Below are 21,311 nucleotides of genomic sequence, written 5' to 3' on the forward strand. Positions count from 1 at the left end.
TCATTAACGCTAAGACTTAAGCGATAGTGCGTTTAACTTCAATCACTTCGAAGACTTCGATCATATCGCCGACACGAACGTCATTATAGTTCTTCACGCCGATACCGCACTCCATGCCGTTACGCACTTCGTTCACGTCATCTTTAAAGCGACGCAGTGATTCCAGTTCGCCTTCGTAGATCACCACGTTATCGCGCAGTACGCGGATTGGGTTGTGACGTTTGATATTGCCTTCCGTCACCATACAACCTGCCACTGCACCAAATTTCGGTGATTTGAACACGTCACGCACTTCAGCCAGACCGATAATCTGCTGTTTGTACTCTGGAGCCAGCATACCGCTCATCGCGGCTTTCACTTCGTCAATCAGGTTATAGATGACGGAGTAGTAACGCAGATCCAGGCTTTCAGCATCGATCACGCGGCGCGCGGACGCGTCAGCACGAACGTTGAAGCCCAGCAGGATAGCGTTGGATGCCGCTGCCAGCGTGGCGTCGGTTTCGGTGATCCCACCTACGCCTGAACCGACAATCTTCACCTTCACTTCGTCGGTGGAGAGTTTCAGCAAGGAGTCGGAGATCGCTTCCACAGAACCCTGTACGTCAGCTTTGAGCACGATGTTCAGTTCGGACACTTCGCCTTCGGTCATGTTCGCAAACATGTTTTCCAGCTTAGATTTCTGCTGACGCGCCAGTTTCACTTCGCGGAATTTGCCCTGACGATACAGTGCCACTTCACGCGCTTTCTTCTCGTCACGAACCACGGTCGCTTCATCACCCGCTGCCGGTACACCGGACAGGCCGAGGATCTCAACCGGGATTGAAGGACCCGCTTCCATCACTTCGCGGCCCAGCTCGTCACGCATCGCACGGACACGGCCGTATTCGAAGCCGCACAGGACGATGTCGCCCTTGTTCAGCGTACCTTCGCGTACCAGCACGGTGGCAACCGGACCACGACCTTTGTCGAGGAACGATTCAATCACCACGCCGCTCGCCATACCTTCACGGATAGCGGTCAGCTCAAGGACTTCAGCCTGCAGCAGGATAGCATTTAACAGGTCATCGATACCGGTACCCGCTTTCGCAGAGACGTTAACGAACATGTTTTCGCCGCCCCACTCTTCCGGGATGATCCCGTACTGCGTCAGCTCGTTTTTAACACGATCTGGATCGGCTTCTGGCTTATCGCACTTGTTCACCGCAACCACTACCGGCACTTTCGCCGCTTTGGCGTGTTGGATAGCTTCAACGGTCTGTGGCATCACGCCATCATCCGCCGCGACGACCAGGATAACGATATCCGTTGCCTGCGCACCACGTGCACGCATCGCGGTAAACGCGGCGTGGCCCGGGGTATCCAGGAAGGTTACCATGCCGTTTTCAGTTTCGACGTGATACGCACCGATGTGCTGCGTAATACCGCCCGCTTCGCCAGAGGCGATTTTGGTCGAGCGGATATAGTCCAGCAGGGAGGTTTTACCGTGGTCAACGTGGCCCATGATGGTCACGACCGGCGCACGGGATTCCTGTGCGGCATCGGTATCACGATCGTCCATTACCGCTTCTTCCAGCTCGTTCTCACGACGAAGGGTCACTTTGTGGCCCATTTCTTCGGCAACCAGCTGTGCGGTTTCCTGGTCGATGACCTGATTGATGGTCGCCATGGCGCCCATTTTCATCATCGCTTTAATGACCAGTGAACCTTTGACGGCCATTTTGTTAGCCAGTTCGGCAACGGTAATGGTTTCGCCAATGATGACATCACGGTTAACCGCCTGCGCTGGCTTGTTGAAGCCCTGCTGCAGTGCGCTTGGTTTGCGATGTTTACCGCCTTTACCGCCACGAACCTGCGCACGCGCTTCTTCGCGGTCAGTTTTGGCTTCTGAATGCTTGTTGCCTTTTTTCACCGGACGGGCAGCTTTCGCACTGCGGGTACGGGCACGGCCTGCTTCAACCTGACGATCGTTCTCGTCTTCGGCCTGGCGGGCATGCGTAGAGGTGGTGACGTGATAGTCGCCCTTATCCTCTTCTTCAGGCTTTTCCCATTCAGCCGCTTTTTCTACGGCTAAACGGCGGGCTTCTTCCGCAGCGAGGCGGGCAGCCTCTTCCAGCTTACGGCGCGCTTCTTCTTCCGCTTTACGCTTCAGTTCGGCGGCTTCCGCTTCACGACGTGCTTTATCGGACTGCGCGGCCTTGGTCACTTCGTCGGTAGGTTGATTAGTCACTTTCTCATTTTCCGCTGCTGCACGCTTGGCCTTTTCAGCGGCTTCGCGCCTGGCTTTCTCTTCGGCTTCACGTTGCGCTTTCTGTTCCGCTTCACGACGCGCTTGTTCAGCGGCCTCGCGTTGCGCCTGCTCTTCCGCTTCACGCTGTGCCTCAGCTTCCGCTTCTGCCTGAGCTTGCTCAGACTCTGCATCACCTTTCACGTACGTACGCTTTTTGCGGACTTCGATTTGCACCGACTTACTTTTACCCCCGGTGCCAGGAATATTCAAGGTGCTACGCGTTTTGCGCTGCAATGTCAGTTTGCCTGAACCGGCCTGACCATGCTTCAGGTGAGACAGTAAGGTTTCTTTCTCGTGCTGGGTCACCGCATCATTTTCAGACTTTGGGATCCCCGCATCAGCAAACTGCTGTACCAGGCGATCGACCGAAGTCTGAATTTCTGCTGCCAGCGATTTTACGGTTACATCTGTCATGCTGTTCCTTCCTGTTATTACGCGTCATCGCCGAACCAGCAGATATTGCGTGCGGCCATAATTAGCGCGCCAGCTTGCTCATCAGTCAGCCCTTCAATATCCGTCAGGTCGTCAACACCTTGCTCGGCGAGATCTTCCAGCGTGCAAACGCCTTTCGATGCCAGACGGAAAGCCAGTGCACGATCCAGACCTTCGAGATTCAGGAGGTCTTCTGCAGGTTCCTGATTACCCAGGCTCTCTTCTTTTGCCAGTGCCAGGGTGGTTAACGCATTTTTTGCTCGTTCACGCAGGGCTTCAATGGTCTCTTCGTCGAGGCCGTCAATTTCCAACAGCTCGTTGATTGGCACATAGGCCATTTCTTCCAACGTTGAGAAGCCCTCTTCCACCAGAATGGTGGCGAACTCTTCGTCGATGTCGAGATGTTTAGTGAACATATCGATCGCCGCATGTGCTTCAGCCTGATGCTTGGCCTGCAGATCATCGACGGTCATCACGTTCAGCTCCCAGCCACTCAGCTGTGAAGCCAGACGCACGTTTTGGCCATTACGGCCGATCGCCTGGGCCAGATTGCCAGCCTCAACAGCGATATCCATCGTGTGGTTATCTTCATCAACCACGATTGACGCCACATCGGCCGGAGCCATGGCGTTAATCACAAACTGTGCCGGGTTGTCGTCCCACAGCACGATATCGATTCGCTCGCCGCCCAGCTCACTAGACACTGCCTGAACACGCGCACCGCGCATACCCACACAGGCACCAACGGGATCGATACGTTTGTCATTGGTTTTTACTGCAATTTTGGCACGCGAACCCGGATCGCGGGCAGCGGCTTTAATTTCAAGGACTTCTTCGCCAATTTCTGGCACCTCAATGCGGAACAGTTCGATCAGCATTTCAGGTTTAGAACGCGTCACAAACAGCTGCGCGCCGCGTGCTTCAGGACGCACGGCATACAAAACGCCGCGGATACGGTCGCCCGGGCGGAAGTTTTCACGTGGCAGCATGTCTTCACGCAGGATCACGGCTTCAGCATTGTTGCCCAAGTCCAGCGAGATGTTGTCGCGGTTAACTTTTTTCACCACACCGGTGATGATTTCGCCTTCCTGCTCGCGGAACTGATCCACCACCATCGCACGTTCGGCTTCGCGCACTTTTTGTACGATAACCTGCTTTGCCGTCTGCGTCGTGATACGGTCAAACGTAACAGATTCAATCTGGTCTTCTACGTATTCGCCCAGATTGAGAGACTCGTCTTCGTAGCGCGCCGCATCCAGCGTAATTTCGCGCGTAGGCTGCGTAACCTGCTCTACGATTTCCCAACGACGGAACGTGTCGAAATCGCCGCTCTTACGGTCGATGCTGACGCGTACGTCAATTTCCTGCTCGTACTTTTTCTTGGTCGCAGTCGCCAGCGCGCTCTCCAGCGCTTCGAAGATTTTCTCACGCGGCAGGGCTTTTTCGTTAGAAACGGCTTCTACAACAGCTAAGATCTCTTTGTTCATCCTGGTTAGCCTCAATCCGGACTTTTAAAAGTGGGGGACCAGGTTCGCTTTCTGAATATTACTCAGCGCGAACACCTCGTCGTTACCCTCAACGTTTACCGTTATCATCTCGCCCTCAACAGACTTGATGATTCCCTGCCATTTACGGCGGTTTTGAACGGCCATACGCAGCACCAGGCTCACCTCATCGCCGGTAAAGCGTGCATAATGTTCTGCAGTGAACAGAGGACGATCGAGCCCCGGTGAGGACACTTCAAGGTGGTAAGGCACCGTGATGGGATCTTCCACATCCATCACCGCACTCACCTGGTGGCTGACGTCCGCGCAATCGTCAACATTGATGCCATCTTCACTATCAATATAGATGCGCAGGGTTGATGTGCGACCACGAACGAATTCAATTCCGACCAGTTCGTAGCCGAGCGCTTCTACCGGAGCAGATACCAACTCTGTCAATTTTTGCTCTAATGTGGACAAGCCCACCCCCAAGACATAAAAAAAGGGCCTATAGCCCAGTATTACGATTCGCTAATAACAAAAAACCCCGAATATTCGGGGCTTTTTATCACTGGACCCTGTATGCCGCACTGCGGCCCGGACGCCCATCCAAAAGAATTTTTTTCAAAATTCGCTGCTTATGCGCCCGTCGATGCACACAGTATATTTGAAAAAGAACTCTAAGGGAAAGTGGTTGCGGGGGCCGGATTTGAACCGACGACCTTCGGGTTATGAGCCCGACGAGCTACCAGGCTGCTCCACCCCGCGTCCGAAAACGTGGCGAATATTACGCCGAACATGCATAAAATGCAAGTAATACTAAGATTTGGTACCGAGGACGGGACTTGAACCCGTAAGCCCTTTCGAGCACTACCACCTCAAGGTAGCGTGTCTACCAATTTCACCACCTCGGTACTGCACTGACTGCGACGCTGCTCTGCCGCTTTTTCCTGACGCTATATTGCTGCTATTAGTGCGGGATATCATTGCCCGGCGTAGCCGGTTTAGCTGGCTGAGTCTGCTGTTGAGACTGAGCTGGCGCAGTGAGGTTTTCCCACTCGCTTCCTTTGGAGGTCTTGTTACTGTTCAGGTTACCCAGAATCAGGCTGATCACGAAAAACAGCGTAGCCAACACTGCGGTCATGCGAGTCATAAAGTTACCCGACCCGTTAGAACCAAACAGCGTGCCAGACGCGCCTGCACCAAATGATGCTCCCATATCAGCGCCTTTGCCTTGCTGCAGCATAATAAGACCCACAAGGCCAATCGCTACAATAAGGAAAACAACTAACAGAGCTTCGTACATAATCAACCTGTTTCCTTGCGCGTAATCCGCACAGTTAAAGCTTCAACCAATATGACGGGGAGTATGTTCATCACCCATCAGAAGCGGGTGTGAATACTAACCAATGGCGCATACCTCTGCAAGTGCAATTTAGCTGTGGCAGGCTGATTGCAGAAAAAAGCGCCAGTGCGATGATTTTACAGGCAGGAACAGCACGCTGTCCCGGCCTGTCACCTGCGTCAGACCGCTTTCACCGCATCCGCAATCTGGTTAGCCAGCGCCGTCACCTGGGCTGCATCCTCGCCTTCTACCATCACGCGGATTAACGGCTCAGTACCGGATTTACGCAGCAACACGCGCCCACGGCCGGCCAGGGTTTTCTCCACGTCCTGCGCCACGGTTTTCACCGTTTCGCTTTCCAGAGGATCGTGTTCACCCGTAAAGCGCACGTTGACCAGCACCTGAGGCAGCATCTTCATCCCAGTGCACAGGTCATGCAGGCTCATGTGATTGCGCACCATCGCAGTAAGCACTTGCAAACTAGCTACGATCCCATCACCGGTAGCGATTTTATCCAGCAGAATCACGTGGCCTGAGTTTTCAGCGCCGAGCCGCCAGCCTTTTTCCTGTAATTTTTCGAGCACATAGCGGTCACCCACTTTGGCCCGCACAAAAGGAATGCCTAACTGCTTCAGCGCCAGCTCCAGCCCCATATTACTCATCAGCGTGCCGACAACGCCGCCGCGCAGTTGCCCCTGACGCAGACCTTCACGGGCGATGATATACAGAATCTGATCGCCATCGACCTTCTCGCCTAAGTGGTCCACCATCATGATGCGATCGCCATCGCCATCATAGGCCAGGCCGATGTCCGCCTTCTCGGCCAGAACGCGCTGCTGCAGCATTTTCAGATCGGTCGCACCGCACTCTTTGTTGATGTTCATGCCATCAGGCTGTACACCAACGGCAATCACCGTTGCGCCCAGCTCACGCAGGACATTCGGCGCGATGTGGTAGGTGGCACCGTTAGCACAGTCCACCACAATTTTCAGACCACTCAGGCTCAGCTCACTGGGAAAGGTGCCCTTACAGAACTCAATGTAACGTCCGGCGGCATCCACAATTCGGCTGGCGCGACCCAACAGGGATGATTCCACACAGGTCAGCGGCTTTTCCATTTCCAGTTCAATCGCTTCTTCTACTTCGTCAGGTAGCTTGGTGCCTTCGGCTGAGAAGAACTTAATGCCGTTGTCGTCAAACGGGTTATGGGAGGCGGAGATAACAATACCGGCCTCAGCGCGAAACGTGCGGGTCAGATAGGCAATAGCAGGCGTCGGCATTGGGCCGGTAAATGCCGCTGACAGCCCTGCGGCGGCCAGTCCTGCCTCCAGTGCAGATTCCAGCATATAGCCCGAAATGCGAGTGTCTTTGCCGATAATGATTTTTTTTGAACCGTGGCGCGCCAGCACTTTGCCCGCAGCCCAGCCGAGTTTTAAAACAAAATCCGGGGTAATCGGAGACTCTCCCACTTTGCCGCGAATGCCATCTGTACCAAAATATTTACGATTACTCATGCTCTGTCATCCTTTAGCTCTTTGTGTCGCCTCGACCACCCGCATCGCCTCGACCGTTTCTTTTACATCATGAACGCGAATAATGTGTGCTCCCTGCATGGCGGCGATCACCGCGCAGGCCAGGCTGCCGGTCAGACGCTGGCCAGGCCCGACATTCAGCAGCTGACCAATCATTGATTTTCGTGACATGCCAACCAGCAGGGGCAGACCAAAATGGTGAAATTCGCCGAGTCGAGCCAACAGTTCATAATTGTGGCTGAGATTCTTACCGAAACCGAAGCCCGGGTCGAGCAGCAGATTCTCTTTTTTTATTCCGGCCGCCTCGCAGCGGGCCAGTTGCTCAACGAAGTAAGCATCCACTTCGCTGAAGATATCTTGATAGGCCGGTGCCTGCTGCATGGTGCGCGGCTCGCCCTTCATATGCATCAGGCATACCGGCAGGCCAGTCGCGGCGGCGGCGGCCAGCGCTCCTGGTTCAGACAGAGAGCGCACGTCATTGATGATGTGCGCCCCCACGCTCGCCGCTTCCCTGATGACCTCAGCCTTAGAGGTATCCACGGAGATCCAGACTTCAAAGCGCTGAGCGATTGCTGCCACCACGGGGATGACCCGCTCAAGTTCTTCCTCAACGCTGACCTCATCCGCGCCGGGACGCGTAGACTCGCCTCCCACGTCGATAATGGTTGCGCCGGCATTCACCATTTCATTGGTATGCGTGAGTGCATCCACCAACGCATTGTGTTTACCACCATCCGAAAAAGAGTCCGGCGTGACGTTAAGAATGCCCATCACATGTGGAAACGACAAATCAAGATGGGAATCACGGGCGAACAATTTCATGGTGATGTACTCCTTATAGCGCAATGTATAGATGTAAAAAACCCCGGACCAGCCGGGGTTTTATTAAAAGACGTGAAGTCTTATTTGTCGAACTGTTCTGACATGGTGTTGCCTGGATTTGGCGTACGCGGCTCATCGACCGGACGCGGTGCCTTTGGCGTGCCATTATTATCAGAATTGCTGCTGGTGCCGGGATCTTCCCAGCCCGCAGGCGGACGCACTTCACGGCGGGCCATCAGGTCGTCAATCTGCGGTGCATCAATGGTTTCATACTTCATCAGCGCATCTTTCATCGCATGAAGGATGTCCATGTTTTCACCCAGAATCTGACGCGCACGCTGGTAGTTCGTATCAATCAGGTGTTTAACTTCCTGATCGATAATACGCGCGGTTTCATCTGACATATGCTTGGCTTTCGCCACAGAACGGCCGAGGAACACTTCACCGTCTTCTTCTGCGTACAGTAACGGACCGAGTTTTTCAGAGAAGCCCCACTGGGTCACCATGTTACGTGCCAGGTTGGTCGCCACTTTGATGTCGTTTGATGCGCCGGTTGAGACATGCTCAACACCGTAGATGATTTCTTCTGCCAGACGACCACCGTACAGGGTCGAAATCTGGCTTTCCAGTTTCTGACGGCTGGCGCTAATCGCATCGCCTTCAGGCAGGAAGAAGGTCACACCTAATGCACGACCACGCGGGATAATGGTGACTTTATGCACCGGATCGTGTTCCGGCACCAGGCGACCAATAATGGCGTGACCGGCTTCGTGATAAGCCGTGGACTCTTTCTGCGCTTCCGTCATCACCATGGAGCGGCGCTCTGCACCCATCATGATCTTGTCTTTGGCTTTTTCGAACTCCACCATCGATACAACGCGCTTGTTGCTGCGGGCAGCAAACAGCGCGGCTTCGTTTACCAGGTTAGCCAGATCGGCACCTGAGAAGCCCGGCGTACCGCGCGCGATGATCGCCGCGTCAATATCCGTTGCTAATGGCACGCGGCGCATGTGCACTTTCAGGATCTGCTCACGGCCACGCACGTCTGGCAAGCCAACAACAACCTGACGGTCAAAGCGGCCCGGACGCAGCAACGCGGGGTCAAGCACGTCTGGACGGTTGGTTGCGGCAATCACGATGATACCTTCGTTGCCTTCAAAACCGTCCATCTCAACCAGCATCTGGTTCAGGGTTTGTTCACGTTCATCGTGACCGCCACCTAAACCGGCACCACGCTGACGACCGACCGCATCGATTTCATCGATAAAGATAATGCACGGTGCCGCCTTCTTGGCCTGTTCAAACATATCGCGCACACGAGATGCACCGACACCGACGAACATTTCAACAAAGTCAGAGCCCGAAATGGTAAAGAAAGGCACTTTCGCTTCGCCGGCAATCGCTTTTGCCAGCAAGGTTTTACCGGTACCCGGCGGGCCAACCATCAGCACGCCTTTCGGAATTTTACCTCCGAGTTTCTGGAAGCGGCTCGGCTCACGCAGGTATTCAACCAGCTCACCGACTTCCTCTTTCGCTTCGTCGCAGCCTGCAACGTCAGCAAAAGTGGTTTTAATCTGATCTTCCGTCAACATACGGGCTTTGCTTTTACCAAAGGACATCGCGCCTTTGCCACCGCCGCCCTGCATTTGACGCATGAAGAAAATCCACACACCAATCAGCAGTAACATTGGGAACCATGAAATGAAGATAGATGCCAGCAGGCTCGGCTCTTCAGGTGGTTCACCAACCACTTTGACGTTCTTGGTCAACAGGTTATCGAGTAACTTGGGGTCATTGACAGGAATGTAAGTGGTGTATTTATTGCTGTCTTTTTTGATAACGTTAATTTCACGCCCGTTAATACGTGCCTCGCGGACCTGATCCTGGTTCACTTCCGACAGGAAGGTTGAATAATCAACCCTACGGCCATTCGACTCGCTGGGCCCAAAGCTCTGGAAGACCGACATCAGCACGACCGCGATGACTAGCCAGAGAATCAGGTTTTTCGCCATGTCACTCAAGGGATTAACCTCATATTACAACGGTGTTAACAGATAGCGTAGGGTACTATAGATCCTTCGTACATGGAATCGCAGCAGGAATGCCGGGTTATCCATCACGTCGGTTACAGTTTGCGCCCAGTCGCCACAATATAAACTTCACGTGAACGTGAACGTGAAGCGTCAGGCTTACGTATTTTCACTTTCGTAAACAGGGAGCGAATTTCCCGCAGGTATTCATCAAAGCCATCTCCCTGGAACACTTTCACAACAAAACTGCCGCCTGGAGCCAAAATATCACGGCACATATCCAACGCCAGCTCAACCAAATACATCGACCGGGGAATATCTACGGCAGGTGTACCACTCATATTCGGTGCCATATCCGACATGACGACCTGGACCTTCTGCTCGCCCACACGTTCAAGTAACGCTTTGATCACCGATTCTTCACGAAAATCACCTTGAAGGAAATCGACACCAACAATAGGATCCATCGGCAGAATATCACAAGCGATAACGCGACCTTTGGACCCAATTTGCTGTACCACATATTGCGACCAGCCACCGGGTGCAGCACCCAGATCTACCACGGTCATCCCGGGTTTGAAAAGCTTGTCACCCTGTTGGATTTCATCAAGTTTAAACCAGGCGCGCGAACGCAACCCTTTTTTCTGTGCCTGGAGCACGTATTTATCGCTAAAGTGTTCCTGTAGCCAGCGGCTGGAGCTGGCTGAACGCTTTTTACCGGTCATAAAATTTCCAACTAAATCGTCATCGTAGCGATAAATCTGCACGCGATAGGCTGCGTCGATTTGGCGATATACCCGAGATGGCGGTAGAATGAACCGTTTTCAATCCCCGAGTAAGTAAATAATACGATGAATCTAAGTACCAAACAAAAACAGCACCTCAAAGGCCTCGCCCATCCGCTCAAGCCAGTCGTCATGCTCGGAGGCAATGGCCTGACCGAAGGTGTACTGGCTGAGATTGAACACGCGCTGGAACATCACGAATTGATCAAGGTGAAAATTGCCTCTGAAGAACGTGAAACCAGGCAGCTGATCGTTGAAGCTATCGTACGTGAAACCCGTGCCAGCAACGTTCAGGTCATTGGCAAAACGCTGGTGCTGTATCGCCCCGCTAAAGAGAGCAAAATTTCTCTGCCACGCTAGGTGGGCAAAGAAAGTGCCATGCTCTTACATGGGATAAAAGGCCGCAGCGCGGCCTTTTTCCTTTCTTTACACTGTACGGCAATGCTTTTCAGACAATTGCACTCTGTCAGATGTACTCCACCTTCAGGATTTCGTACTCGACATCGCCGCCTGGCGTTTTGATAATCGCCACGTCATCAGCTTCTTTCCCCACCAGGCCACGGGCCATCGGCGAGTTAACAGAAATCAAATTCTGCTTAAAGTCTGCCTCATCATCACCCACGATGCGATAGGTAAACTCTTCATCCGTGTCCACGTTCAACACGGTTACCGTTGCGCCAAAAATCACGCGGCCGGTTTTCGGCATCTGTGTGACGTCAATGACCTGCGCATTAGAGAGTTTGGCTTCAATCTCCTGAATGCGTCCCTCACAGAACCCCTGTTCTTCACGCGCGGCGTGGTATTCGGCGTTCTCTTTCAAATCGCCGTGCTCGCGGGCCTCCGCGATGGAGGCAATAATGCGCGGGCGCTTCACCGTTTTCAGCTCATGCAGCTCTTCGCGCAGCCTTTCAGCGCCTCTTAACGTCATCGGAATCTGGTTCATTTTAGCTCCTCGTCATCATTCCTGTTTCACGGTGCATCCTGACCGGTGACTGCAGAAAAAAGCGTTCTGCGGCGCAAGACCTCGTTTTGCAAATAAAAGAAGACTGACCCGGAAAGTGTTCCAGGCCAGAAAAGGTTTTGCAATTTGATACGTATTTTAACCCAGAGTTCCCTGCGGGTCATCGTTTACTTTCCACCGTCCAGGGACGTAGTATTGTCGCCTTCACCTGTCAGTTGCCGCGAGATTATGCGATTTTCACGACTTGTTACCGGATTAACCTGTGCTTTTATGCTGCAGGCACAAGCAGCGCCAGTTGATGAATACATGCAATATCTGCCAGATGGTGCCAATCTGGCTTTGCTGGTGCAAAAAGTGGGCGCATCCACGCCAATTATCGATTACCACGGGAAACAGATGGCACTTCCCGCCAGTACCATGAAAGTGATCACCGCCCTGGCGGCATTGCTGGAACTGGGCGGTGATTACCGTTTTCAAACCACCTTTGAAACCAAAGGCGCGCTGGTCGATGGCACGCTTAATGGTGATTTAGTAGCCCGGTTTGCTGGCGATCCCACGTTGGGTCGTCAGGATCTGCGGAATATGGTCGCGGCGTTAAAAAAACAAGGCATCACACACATCAAAGGTAATCTGGTCATCGATACCTCGGTGTTTGCCAGCCATGATGCGGCGCCTGGCTGGCCGTGGAATGACATGACCCAGTGCTTTAGCGCACCGCCGGCGGCGGCTATTGTGGATAAAAACTGCTTCTCGGTTTCACTCTACAGTGCCGACAAACCGGGCGAAAATGCCTTTATCCGCATTGCGTCCTACTACCCGGCTCACATGTTAAGCCAGGTGCGGACGATTGGGCGCAACAGCGGTGACGGACAATACTGCGAGCTGGACGTGGTGCCTGGCGAGCTGAACCGCTACACCTTAACCGGCTGTATGCGTCAGCGTAGCGATCCGCTTCCTTTAGCCTTTGCGGTTCAGGATGGCGCGGCCTGGGCAGGCGAAATCCTGAAAGCAGAACTGCGTTCCGCCGGTATTGATTACAGCGGCCATCTGCTACGTCAGACGCAGGTGACCGAGCCGGGCACCGTGCTGGCATCAACGCAGTCAGCGCCGCTGCATACGCTGCTGCATATGATGCTGAAGAAGTCCGACAATATGATTGCCGACACGGTGTTCCGCACCATTGGCCATCATTACTTCAACGTACCGGGTACCTTCCGCGCAGGATCAGATGCGGTTCGTCGCATCCTGCGTGAAAAAGCCAATATTGATTTGGGTAACAGCATCCAGGTGGATGGTTCGGGCCTGTCACGTCACGATCTGATCTCGCCCGCCACCATGATGCAGGTGCTGCAATATATTGCGCAGAACGACAGCAAACTAGATTATATTTCGATGCTACCGCTGGCCGGACACGATGGCACGCTGCAGTACCGTGGCGGACTGCACGAAGCCGGTCTGGATGGCAAGGTCTCGGCTAAAACCGGCTCACTGCAGGGCGTATATAACCTTGCAGGCTTTATCACCACCTCTAGCGGGGCACGCGTGGCGTTTGTGCAGTTCCTTTCTGGCTATGCGGTTCCGCCGCAGGATCAGCGCACACGCCGTATTCCGCTGGTGCGCTTTGAAAGCCGGCTCTATCGCGATATCAATAAGAATTACTGATTTATGTTAGGAAACGCAGCGGGCGACCACCTGCTGCGTTTTTTTTATCATCGCCAAAAAGTCAGGGATAACGCCTCGGCTTCAGGCGCGCAACAGTCTGTTCAGGATACCTTCGCCTGCGCGCCAGGCCGCATCACTCCCAGCCGCATGGCTTTTTTTATGCCAGGATCTTACAGAATCGGTACCTGTTTAGCGGGTTATCTGCGCCCCGCCTCACGCTGGCACCCTGGGTAATCGCATAAATTTTCTTAACCTAATCCACCCGGATTCAGGGACGATAACGGGGATCGCAGGCAGAGGCTGCAACGCCCTGTCGCCCGGCCCAGTAAACGCCCTTCTTTTACCCTTGAGATGCAATGCTGATGTAAAACTGGACAGCCGCAGGCGGTTATCACTACGCTAATTCTTTCGCCTCTGCGTTACGTCATGTGACATCGCAGCGTGGAAGACGATGGCGCAACCCTGGGAGCCTGACAATGGCAACGATCTGGAAACGCGTAGTTTGTCTGGATGCGCTCAATGCGCAGAGCACTCATACGCTGGTGGCGCATGTGGGCATCATTTTCACCGCAGTGGGTGATGACTATCTTGAAGCCACCATGCCAGTAGACAGCCGCACGCAGCAGCCCTTTGGCCTGCTGCACGGCGGCGCCTCAGTGGTGTTAGCCGAAACGCTGGGTTCTGTGGCGGGTTATCTGGCATCAGAGGATGGCAGCCGCGTGGTGGGCATCGAAGTGAATGCCAGCCATCATCGGGCCGTTTCAGGTGGTATGGTGCGCGGTATCTGTCGTCCGCTGCATGTGGGGAAGCGGAATCAGACGTGGCAGATTGAGATTCGTCACGAGCAGGATAAATTATGCTGTAGCGCACGGCTTACCGTTGCGGTGCTGGCGCAGCCCTGAAAGAAATCTGCCCCCGTTCCGGTGGAAAGGGGGCAGTCATAAGCGGTCTAGCGCTGGTAGATGATTTCGACGCCTTCGTCGTCATCCTCATCCCAGTCGTCATCCCACTCTTCATCTTCTTCAACCGCCGCGGTTTCAATGGCTTCTTTGTGGTAATCGTCCCACATGAACTCCACTTTCTCCGGCTGTTTTTCTTCAACGTCAGCTTCTTTCGGATTGGCGTTGATAAAGCTCATGACGTCCCAGCACAGGTCCGTAACGCCCTGACGGCTGGCGGCAGAGATAAGATAGTATTTATCTTCCCAACCCAGCGCCTCGGCAATGGCTTTTGCACGCGCCTGAGCTTCTTCTTCATCAATCAGATCGACTTTGTTGAATACCAGCCAGCGCGGCTTGTTAAACAGCTTATCGCTGTATTTCTCCAGCTCACCCAAAATAATACGGGCGTTCTCAACCGGATCGCTCTCGTCAATGGGCGCAATGTCGATCAGGTGCAGCAGCACGCGGCAGCGTTCCAGGTGCTTCAGGAAGCGAATACCTAAACCTGCGCCCTCGGCTGCGCCTTCAATCAGGCCGGGGATATCGGCCACCACAAAGCTCTGCTCGCTATCCATACGCACCACGCCCAGGCTTGGCACCAGCGTAGTAAAGGGATAGTCCGCCACTTTTGGTTTAGCAGCAGAAACCGCACGGATAAAGGTCGATTTCCCGGCGTTAGGTAAACCCAGCATGCCTACGTCAGCCAACAGCATCAGCTCCAGCTGCAGGTCGCGTTTCTCACCGGGCGTACCCATGGTTTTTTGACGCGGACTGCGGTTTACCGACGATTTAAAGCGGGTATTTCCCAGACCGTGCCAGCCGCCTTTTGCCACCATCAGGGTCTGCTGGTGGCGCGTCATATCGCCCAGCGTTTCGCCCGTTCCCTGGTCGATAACACGGGTTCCTACCGGCACTTTAACGGTGATATCTTTACCACGCTTACCGGTACAGTCGCGACTCTGACCATTCTGTCCCCGCTCGGCGCGGAACGACTTTTCGAAACGATAATCGATCAGGGTGTTAAGGTTTTCGTCAGCCACTAAGAATACGTCGCCGCCGTCACCGCCATCACCGCCGTCCGGGCCGCCTTTCGGGATATATTTTTCACGGCGGAAACTGACACAACCATTACCGCCATCACCTGCGACGACCAAAATTGTCGCTTCATCTACAAACTTCATTTTCTTTCTCCGTCACACAATCGTCTGCAATACGCTGCAGACGGGTCCGCCAGGGTCTTCTGCGCGACCAGCGGCGGATAAATCAAAACTGGCTGACGCCAGCGTGTACATAAAGTGTACAGCAAACATTCAGGCGATGTCGCCTGTCGGGCAAGGGGTCGCAGAATGTAAAAAGCCCCGCAACAGTTGCGGGGCCTTCAATTCGTGCGTTCAGACGTTAATCGTCTGCGTCACGACAACCTTACTCAGCAACGATGCTGATGTATTTACGGTTGTTCGGACCTTTAACTTCGAATTTTACTTTGCCGTCTGCAGTAGCAAACAGGGTGTGGTCACGACCACAACCAACGTTGCTACCTGCGTGGAATTTGGTGCCACGCTGACGAACGATGATGCTACCTGCCAGAACAGATTCGCCACCGAAACGTTTTACGCCCAGACGTTTTGCATTGGAGTCACGACCATTTCGAGTCGAACCACCAGCCTTTTTATGTGCCATTTGTCAGATCTCCTCTTACGCCGTGATACCAGTGATTTTCACATCAGTGAACCACTGGCGATGGCCAGCTTGCTTACGGTAGTGCTTACGACGACGAAACTTAACGATCTTAATTTTCTCGCCACGACCATGAGCAACAACTTCTGCCTTGATCACACCGCCTGAAACCAGTGGCGCGCCGATTTTCACGTCTTCGCCATTTGCAATCATCAGAACCTGGTCAAACTCAATGGTTTCACCGGTTGCGATGTCCAGCTTTTCCAGGCGAACGGTCTGACCTTCGCTTACTCGGTGTTGTTTACCACCACTTTGGAAAACCGCGTACATATAAAACTCCGCTTCTGCGCTTGCCTTTCAGTTCATCAGGCGGCGCGCTAAATATTCACAATAGGGCGCGAATTCTACGCAAAACTCAAACAGAAGACAAGAGCACTTTGCACACTCTTGCAGAAAAAAAACACAGGCTCAATGCAAACGTTTCTCAACCTGAAAATTCAAGTACAATCAGTAACAGATTACTGAACGCTGGCTGGGTAAAACCGCTTACCATGGCAAAGAAACGAGTCATAGCTGAAAAGACGAATGAACTTAGAACAGATTAACGAATTAACCGCACAGGACATGGCTGCCGTTAACCAGACCATACTCGACCAGCTGAATTCAGATGTCTCGCTCATCAACCAGCTGGGTTATTACATCATCAGTGGCGGCGGTAAACGCATTCGCCCCATGATTGCCGTGCTGTCGGCGCGCGCCATGGGTTATCAGGGCGATCTCCACGTCACCAACGCGGCGCTGATCGAATTTATCCACACCGCCACGCTATTGCATGACGATGTCGTGGATGAATCCGATATGCGCCGTGGCAAGGCCACCGCGAACGCTGCATTTGGTAATGCAGCCAGCGTGCTGGTCGGTGATTTTATTTATACTCGCGCCTTCCAGATGATGACCAGCATGGGATCGCTACGTATCCTGGCGCTGATGTCTGAAGCGGTGAACGTTATCGCGGAAGGGGAAGTGCTTCAGCTGATGAACGTCAACGATCCTGACATCACAGAAGAGAGCTATATGCGGGTGATCTACAGCAAAACAGCTCGCTTATTCGAAGCCGCCTCTCAGGCCTCGGCGATTTTAGCGGAGGCAACGCCAGCGCAGGAAAAAGCCCTACAGGATTATGGGCGCTATCTGGGAACCGCTTTCCAGTTAATTGACGATTTACTTGACTACAGTGCCGATGGGGAAACCCTGGGTAAAAATACCGGTGACGACCTCAGCGAAGGTAAACCTACCCTGCCACTGCTTCACGCCATGAACCATGGTTCGCCTGAGCAGGCGAAAATGATCCGCGATGCGATCGAACAGGGTAACGGTCGCCATTTACTGGCGCCCGTTCTGGAAGCGATGAACCAGTGTGGCTCACTGGAATGGACGCGTCAGCGTGCGGAGCAAGAGGCCGATAAAGCCATTGCAGCCTTGCAGATTCTGCCAGAAACCCCGTGGCGCTCCGCCCTGGAAGCGCTGGCGCACATGTCAGTCCAACGCGATTTCTGATTTCTGTTCATGACGGAGCCACCACGGCTCCGTGACCTTCTCCCACTCCTCCTTCTTCTTTCACGCGTTACACTCCTTTTGCGTCAGGCCGCTCAGTTCTGTCTGCTTGCCTAAATATTACTGGAATCTTATGGAAATTTTCTGATATAAAATTCGACAACTTTCCAGATAGGATGTAGACAAGTCAGCATCACTCGCGCGTTACGCACTGACAAGGACAAGGAGAAAAGGTTATGCAGAGCAGGACAGAGGACTGGCATCCCGCCGATATCATTGCCGCACTACGTAAACGTGGCACCACGCTGGCGGCGCTTTCACGTCAGTCGGGATTAAGTTCATCAACCCTGGCCAACGCGCTCTCGCGCCCCTGGCCCAAAGGCGAATGGCTGATTGCCGATGCGATCAATGTTCATCCGTCAGAGATATGGCCAAGTCGTTATTACGATCCCGAAACCCATTGTCTCCTGGATCGCAAAAAGCGTGTGCGACCGACTCACAACGCGACCAAAAGCTAGCGTAACGCAATCGGTAGCCGAAAAAAAACCAGCCTTGTGATAAGGCTGGTTTCATTAGCACGACGCCGCGAGATTATTCGCCGCTGATGCGCTCAATATTCGCCCCCATCGCTTTGAGCTTATCTTCGATATGCTCGTAGCCACGGTCAATATGGTAAATACGATCGACCAGCGTTGTTCCTTCCGCAATACAGCCTGCCAAGACCAGACTGGCCGAGGCACGAAGATCCGTTGCCATCACCTGCGCACCTGACAAGGTTTCTACACCGTGACAGATTGCAGTATTGCTCTCAATTTCTGCATGCGCGCCCATACGAATCAGCTCAGGGATATGCATAAAGCGGTTTTCGAAGATGGTTTCGGTAATCAAACCCGTTCCTTCTGCCACCAGATTCAGCAAGGTAAACTGTGCCTGCATATCGGTCGGGAATCCCGGATGCGGAGCCGTACGCACGTTAACCGCTTTAGGTCGCTTGCCGTGCATATCCAGGCTGATCCAGTCTTCACCGGTTTCGATGTCTGCCCCTGCATCGCGCAGCTTCGCCAGCACCGCATCCAGCGTATCGGGCTGTGCATTGCGGCAGATGACTTTACCGCCGGAGATGGCTGCCGCAACCAGGAAGGTGCCGGTTTCAATGCGATCGGGCAGTACACGGTAAACGCCGCCGCCCAGACGCTCGACGCCTTCGATAGTAATTTTATCGGTACCGGCACCGCTGATTTTGGCGCCCAGCGTGTTGAGGAAGTTGGCGGTATCAACGATTTCGGGTTCACGCGCCGCATTCTCAATCACGGTAGTGCCGGTTGCCAGCGTCGCTGCGCTCATGATGGTGACGGTCGCGCCCACGCTGACTTTGTCCATCACGATCAGCGCGCCCTTCAGGCGTCCGTTAACGGATGCTTTGACATAACCTTCTTCCAGCTTGATCTCTGCACCTAACTGCTCAAGGCCCGTAATATGCAGGTCAACCGGACGCGCACCGATGGCGCAGCCGCCCGGCAGTGACACTTCGCCCTGGCCAAAACGCGCCACCAGCGGACCCAGCGCCCAAATTGAGGCACGCATGGTTTTCACCAGTTCGTAAGGCGCACAAAAAACGTCTACACCGCTGGCATCAACGTGTACAGAACCGTTGCGCTCAACCTTTGCACCCAGTTGCGTCAACAGCTTCATGGTGGTGTCGATGTCACGCAGCTTTGGCACATTCGTGATCTCTACCGGCTCTTCAGCCAGCAAAGCAGCAAACAGAATGGGTAGCGCGGCGTTTTTCGCGCCGGAAATGGTGACTTCACCACTTAAGCGGGTGGGGCCTTGCACACGAAATTTATCCATTAACACGGTTCTCAATTAACTGGCTATAAAACGGTCACGCTCAGGCGAGCAGCCCCGGAGGGAATCAAAAACCGTTGAGTTTACGGTCACGCGCCCACTCTGCAGGCGTGTAAGTTTTGATGGAGACGGCATGAATACGGTTGTCCGCAATAAATTCCATCAGCGGCGCATAGACAGCCTGCTGCTTCTTCACGCGGCTTAACTCACCAAACAGCTCACCCACGGCGATAACCTGGAAATGGCTGCCATCATTGCTCATGACATGAACTTCATCTAAGGGCAGCGCTGCCATCAGCACGGCCTGAATCTCACTGTTTTCCATTGCTCTTAACTTCACTTAATAATAATAAGGCTGACATAGTAGAGGAAAGTGCCTGATTCTTAAATACGCAAAAGCCCCTGTACGGGACCGGGGCTTTGACGAGAAAGGCCAGTTCAGGCGCTTTAATCCGCAGAAACAATAATTTGTTGCAGGTTGTAAAGGGTGATCAACGACTGCAATTTGTCGCCGATTCCCACAAAGCGCAGCGAGCCTCCCTGCTGCGAGGTAATCTCCCGCAGGTGAACCAGCAGCGCAAGTCCCGATGAATCCACCCTTTGCAGGGCGGAAACATCGATCAGTTCGACCGCGTTAACCAGCGCTTCACGCTGCTCCCACAGACTCATCAGCGTGTCACGATCCAGCTCGCCTTCCAGCCGCAGCGTGTTTGCCTCGCGTGACCAGTGCAGTGATGCCTGCATTATTTGTTTTGATCCAGGGTGATAGGCTGTTTCGCTGAGGCTTCCAGCTGAGCGGTCAGCGCATCGATCCCCTTGGTACGCAGCAGATCGCCCCACTCATTCTGTTTGGTGGTGATCATGCTCACGCCTTCCGCGATCATATCGAAAGCCTGCCAGTTGCCGGTCTGGCTGTTCTTACGCCACTGGAAGTCGAGGCGTACAGGCGGACGGCCCTGAGGATCGATAATGGTCACGCGGATAGCCACAATATTGGTGTTGCCAATCGGCTTCTCAGGTTCAATCTGATAAGTCTGACCGTGATACAGGGCCAGCGCCTGGCCATAAGCCTGAGCCAGATAGTCGCCAAACGCTTTGAAGTAAGCTTCACGCTGTGCAGGTGTGGCATCGCGGTAGAAACGGCCCAGCACTAATGCACCGGCATATTTGATTTGCACGTAAGGCAGGAGCTCCTGACGAACGATCTCACGCAGATAGTTTGGATCCTGCTTAATTTTCGGCTGTTCGTTCTTGAGACGGGTGAACGTTTTGTTAGCCGCTTCGTTCATCAGTTTATAAGGATTGCTTTGATCGGCCGCGATGGCTGCCAGTGGCGTGACCACCAGCATGGCGATCATCAGAAAACGTTTAAACATCATGTTATCCCTCTATTTAAGGTTGAGCCGCTGCTGCCGGTGCGGCCATCTCGCCGCCCTGCGCGTCCTTACTGTCACTGGTTTGCTTGTTGCCTTTATTGTCGCCGCTTTTATACAGGAACTGGCCAATCAAATCTTCCAGCACCATCGCCGACTTGGTATCGCGAATCGTCCCGCCGTCATTCAGCATTGACGATCCTAGCTCAGGATCGTCAAAGCCGATATTTAACGACAGAAACTGCTCGCCCAGTAACCCCTGAGTGCGGATCGCCAGCGAACTGGTATCCGGAATCTGGTTGGCATATTTATCACTGATATCCATTGTGACGCGCGGCAGTAACGTTTTAGGTTCAAGAGAAATGTCCGTTACGCGACCAATCACCACGCCGCCAATTTTCACTGGCGAACTGGCTTTCAGGCCGCCGATGTTATCGAAGGTGGCATACAGTTTCCAGGTGGGCTCCGTACCTAAAGATTTGAGATCTGCCACGCGCAGGCAGAGAAACAACACGGCAATCATTGCCATGATCATAAACACGCCAACCCAAATTTCGCTTTTTTTGCTTTGCATCGCA

Annotated in this window: 22 protein-coding genes and 2 tRNA genes; 5 read left to right on the forward strand and 19 right to left on the reverse strand. The window is 53.6% G+C overall.

Translation table 11 applies throughout. From position 1 onward, the window contains the following. Positions 1-16: 16 nt before the first annotated feature. The 10 genes from infB to rlmE form a co-directional block, all read right to left on the reverse strand. Complete coding sequence (infB, locus tag AAIE03_RS15765) at positions 17-2,701, reverse strand: translation initiation factor IF-2 (protein ID WP_013024353.1); 2,685 nt, start codon at positions 2,699-2,701, stop codon at positions 17-19. A gap of 17 nt (positions 2,702-2,718) precedes the next feature. Then, on the reverse strand, positions 2,719-4,206 hold the full coding sequence (gene nusA, locus AAIE03_RS15770; RefSeq protein ID WP_014595162.1) for a transcription termination factor NusA: 1,488 nt from the start codon (positions 4,204-4,206) through the stop codon (positions 2,719-2,721). Positions 4,207-4,230: 24 nt separating this feature from the next. Then, complete coding sequence (gene rimP, locus AAIE03_RS15775) at positions 4,231-4,683, reverse strand: ribosome maturation factor RimP (protein WP_006121761.1); 453 nt, start codon at positions 4,681-4,683, stop codon at positions 4,231-4,233. A 211-nt stretch (positions 4,684-4,894) separates the two neighbouring features. After that, positions 4,895-4,971 (reverse strand) — tRNA-Met (locus AAIE03_RS15780). A 59-nt stretch (positions 4,972-5,030) separates the two neighbouring features. After that, a tRNA-Leu gene (locus AAIE03_RS15785) sits at positions 5,031-5,117 on the reverse strand. Between the two features lie 56 nt (positions 5,118-5,173). Continuing rightward, the gene (gene secG, locus AAIE03_RS15790; RefSeq protein WP_014606749.1) at positions 5,174-5,509 is read right to left on the reverse strand and encodes a preprotein translocase subunit SecG; all 336 of its coding nucleotides are present in this window, start codon (positions 5,507-5,509) and stop codon (positions 5,174-5,176) included. Positions 5,510-5,727: 218 nt separating this feature from the next. Further along, positions 5,728-7,062, reverse strand: a complete 1,335-nt coding sequence (gene glmM / locus AAIE03_RS15795) for a phosphoglucosamine mutase (protein ID WP_013024349.1) — start codon at positions 7,060-7,062, stop codon at positions 5,728-5,730. Between the two features lie 6 nt (positions 7,063-7,068). Then, positions 7,069-7,902, reverse strand: a complete 834-nt coding sequence (gene folP, locus AAIE03_RS15800; RefSeq protein ID WP_014595161.1) for a dihydropteroate synthase — start codon at positions 7,900-7,902, stop codon at positions 7,069-7,071. An 80-nt stretch (positions 7,903-7,982) separates the two neighbouring features. Further along, positions 7,983-9,914 carry an ATP-dependent zinc metalloprotease FtsH gene (ftsH, locus tag AAIE03_RS15805; protein WP_015701098.1) on the reverse strand — a complete coding sequence of 644 codons (1,932 nt, stop codon included), beginning with the start codon at positions 9,912-9,914 and terminating at the stop codon, positions 7,983-7,985. A gap of 113 nt (positions 9,915-10,027) precedes the next feature. Further along, a complete protein-coding gene (rlmE, locus tag AAIE03_RS15810; protein WP_014595159.1) occupies positions 10,028-10,657 on the reverse strand; it encodes a 23S rRNA (uridine(2552)-2'-O)-methyltransferase RlmE in 630 nt (209 codons plus the stop codon). 126 nt (positions 10,658-10,783) lie between these two features. On the opposite strand from rlmE, the gene yhbY reads away from it, so the two are divergent. Beyond that, positions 10,784-11,077: a ribosome assembly RNA-binding protein YhbY gene (gene yhbY / locus AAIE03_RS15815; protein WP_013024345.1), complete on the forward strand. Its 294-nt coding sequence runs from the start codon at positions 10,784-10,786 to the stop codon at positions 11,075-11,077. Between the two features lie 106 nt (positions 11,078-11,183). On the opposite strand, the gene greA is transcribed toward yhbY, so the two are convergent. Next, entirely contained in the window at positions 11,184-11,660 is a 477-nt protein-coding gene (gene greA / locus AAIE03_RS15820; RefSeq protein WP_006121754.1) for a transcription elongation factor GreA, read from the reverse strand. Positions 11,661-11,906: 246 nt separating this feature from the next. Between greA and dacB the strand changes: the two genes are divergently transcribed. Both dacB and AAIE03_RS15830 read left to right on the forward strand, forming a co-directional pair. Then, entirely contained in the window at positions 11,907-13,340 is a 1,434-nt protein-coding gene (gene dacB, locus AAIE03_RS15825) for a serine-type D-Ala-D-Ala carboxypeptidase (protein ID WP_014595158.1), read from the forward strand. 476 nt (positions 13,341-13,816) lie between these two features. Next, positions 13,817-14,242 carry a hotdog fold thioesterase gene (locus AAIE03_RS15830; protein ID WP_019106705.1) on the forward strand — a complete coding sequence of 142 codons (426 nt, stop codon included), beginning with the start codon at positions 13,817-13,819 and terminating at the stop codon, positions 14,240-14,242. Positions 14,243-14,289: 47 nt separating this feature from the next. Here AAIE03_RS15830 and cgtA read toward each other — a convergent pair whose 3' ends face one another. From cgtA to rplU, 3 genes are all read right to left on the reverse strand, one after another. Then, positions 14,290-15,462, reverse strand: coding sequence for an Obg family GTPase CgtA (cgtA, locus tag AAIE03_RS15835; protein ID WP_013024341.1), 1,173 nt, complete (start codon positions 15,460-15,462; stop codon positions 14,290-14,292). Positions 15,463-15,703: 241 nt separating this feature from the next. Continuing rightward, the gene (rpmA, locus tag AAIE03_RS15840) at positions 15,704-15,961 is read right to left on the reverse strand and encodes a 50S ribosomal protein L27 (protein WP_009092448.1); all 258 of its coding nucleotides are present in this window, start codon (positions 15,959-15,961) and stop codon (positions 15,704-15,706) included. A gap of 15 nt (positions 15,962-15,976) precedes the next feature. Continuing rightward, the gene (rplU, locus tag AAIE03_RS15845) at positions 15,977-16,288 is read right to left on the reverse strand and encodes a 50S ribosomal protein L21 (protein ID WP_013024339.1); all 312 of its coding nucleotides are present in this window, start codon (positions 16,286-16,288) and stop codon (positions 15,977-15,979) included. Between the two features lie 255 nt (positions 16,289-16,543). Here rplU and ispB point away from each other — a divergent pair, with 255 nt between their 5' ends. After that, positions 16,544-17,515 carry an octaprenyl diphosphate synthase gene (gene ispB, locus AAIE03_RS15850; protein WP_013024338.1) on the forward strand — a complete coding sequence of 324 codons (972 nt, stop codon included), beginning with the start codon at positions 16,544-16,546 and terminating at the stop codon, positions 17,513-17,515. A gap of 233 nt (positions 17,516-17,748) precedes the next feature. Continuing rightward, positions 17,749-18,030, forward strand: a complete 282-nt coding sequence (locus tag AAIE03_RS15855) for a helix-turn-helix domain-containing protein (RefSeq protein WP_022622359.1) — start codon at positions 17,749-17,751, stop codon at positions 18,028-18,030. A gap of 73 nt (positions 18,031-18,103) precedes the next feature. Here AAIE03_RS15855 and murA read toward each other — a convergent pair whose 3' ends face one another. The 5 genes from murA to mlaD all read right to left on the reverse strand — a co-directional run bounded on the left by murA (position 18,104) and on the right by mlaD (position 21,307). Continuing rightward, positions 18,104-19,363 (reverse strand): UDP-N-acetylglucosamine 1-carboxyvinyltransferase, encoded by a 1,260-nt coding sequence (murA, locus tag AAIE03_RS15860; protein ID WP_014595155.1) that lies wholly within the window; start codon positions 19,361-19,363, stop codon positions 18,104-18,106. A gap of 64 nt (positions 19,364-19,427) precedes the next feature. Then, positions 19,428-19,685, reverse strand: coding sequence for a BolA family iron metabolism protein IbaG (ibaG, locus tag AAIE03_RS15865; protein ID WP_010251880.1), 258 nt, complete (start codon positions 19,683-19,685; stop codon positions 19,428-19,430). A gap of 122 nt (positions 19,686-19,807) precedes the next feature. After that, positions 19,808-20,104, reverse strand: coding sequence for a lipid asymmetry maintenance protein MlaB (mlaB, locus tag AAIE03_RS15870; RefSeq protein ID WP_498563084.1), 297 nt, complete (start codon positions 20,102-20,104; stop codon positions 19,808-19,810). Beyond that, the gene (gene mlaC / locus AAIE03_RS15875; protein ID WP_498563170.1) at positions 20,104-20,736 is read right to left on the reverse strand and encodes a phospholipid-binding protein MlaC; all 633 of its coding nucleotides are present in this window, start codon (positions 20,734-20,736) and stop codon (positions 20,104-20,106) included. Before mlaC ends, mlaB begins: the two co-directional genes overlap by 1 nt. 16 nt (positions 20,737-20,752) lie before the next feature. Next, on the reverse strand, positions 20,753-21,307 hold the full coding sequence (gene mlaD, locus AAIE03_RS15880; protein WP_014595154.1) for an outer membrane lipid asymmetry maintenance protein MlaD: 555 nt from the start codon (positions 21,305-21,307) through the stop codon (positions 20,753-20,755). Positions 21,308-21,311: the final 4 nt, after the last annotated feature.

This window comes from Pantoea sp. Ae19-2, from assembly GCF_059801205.1.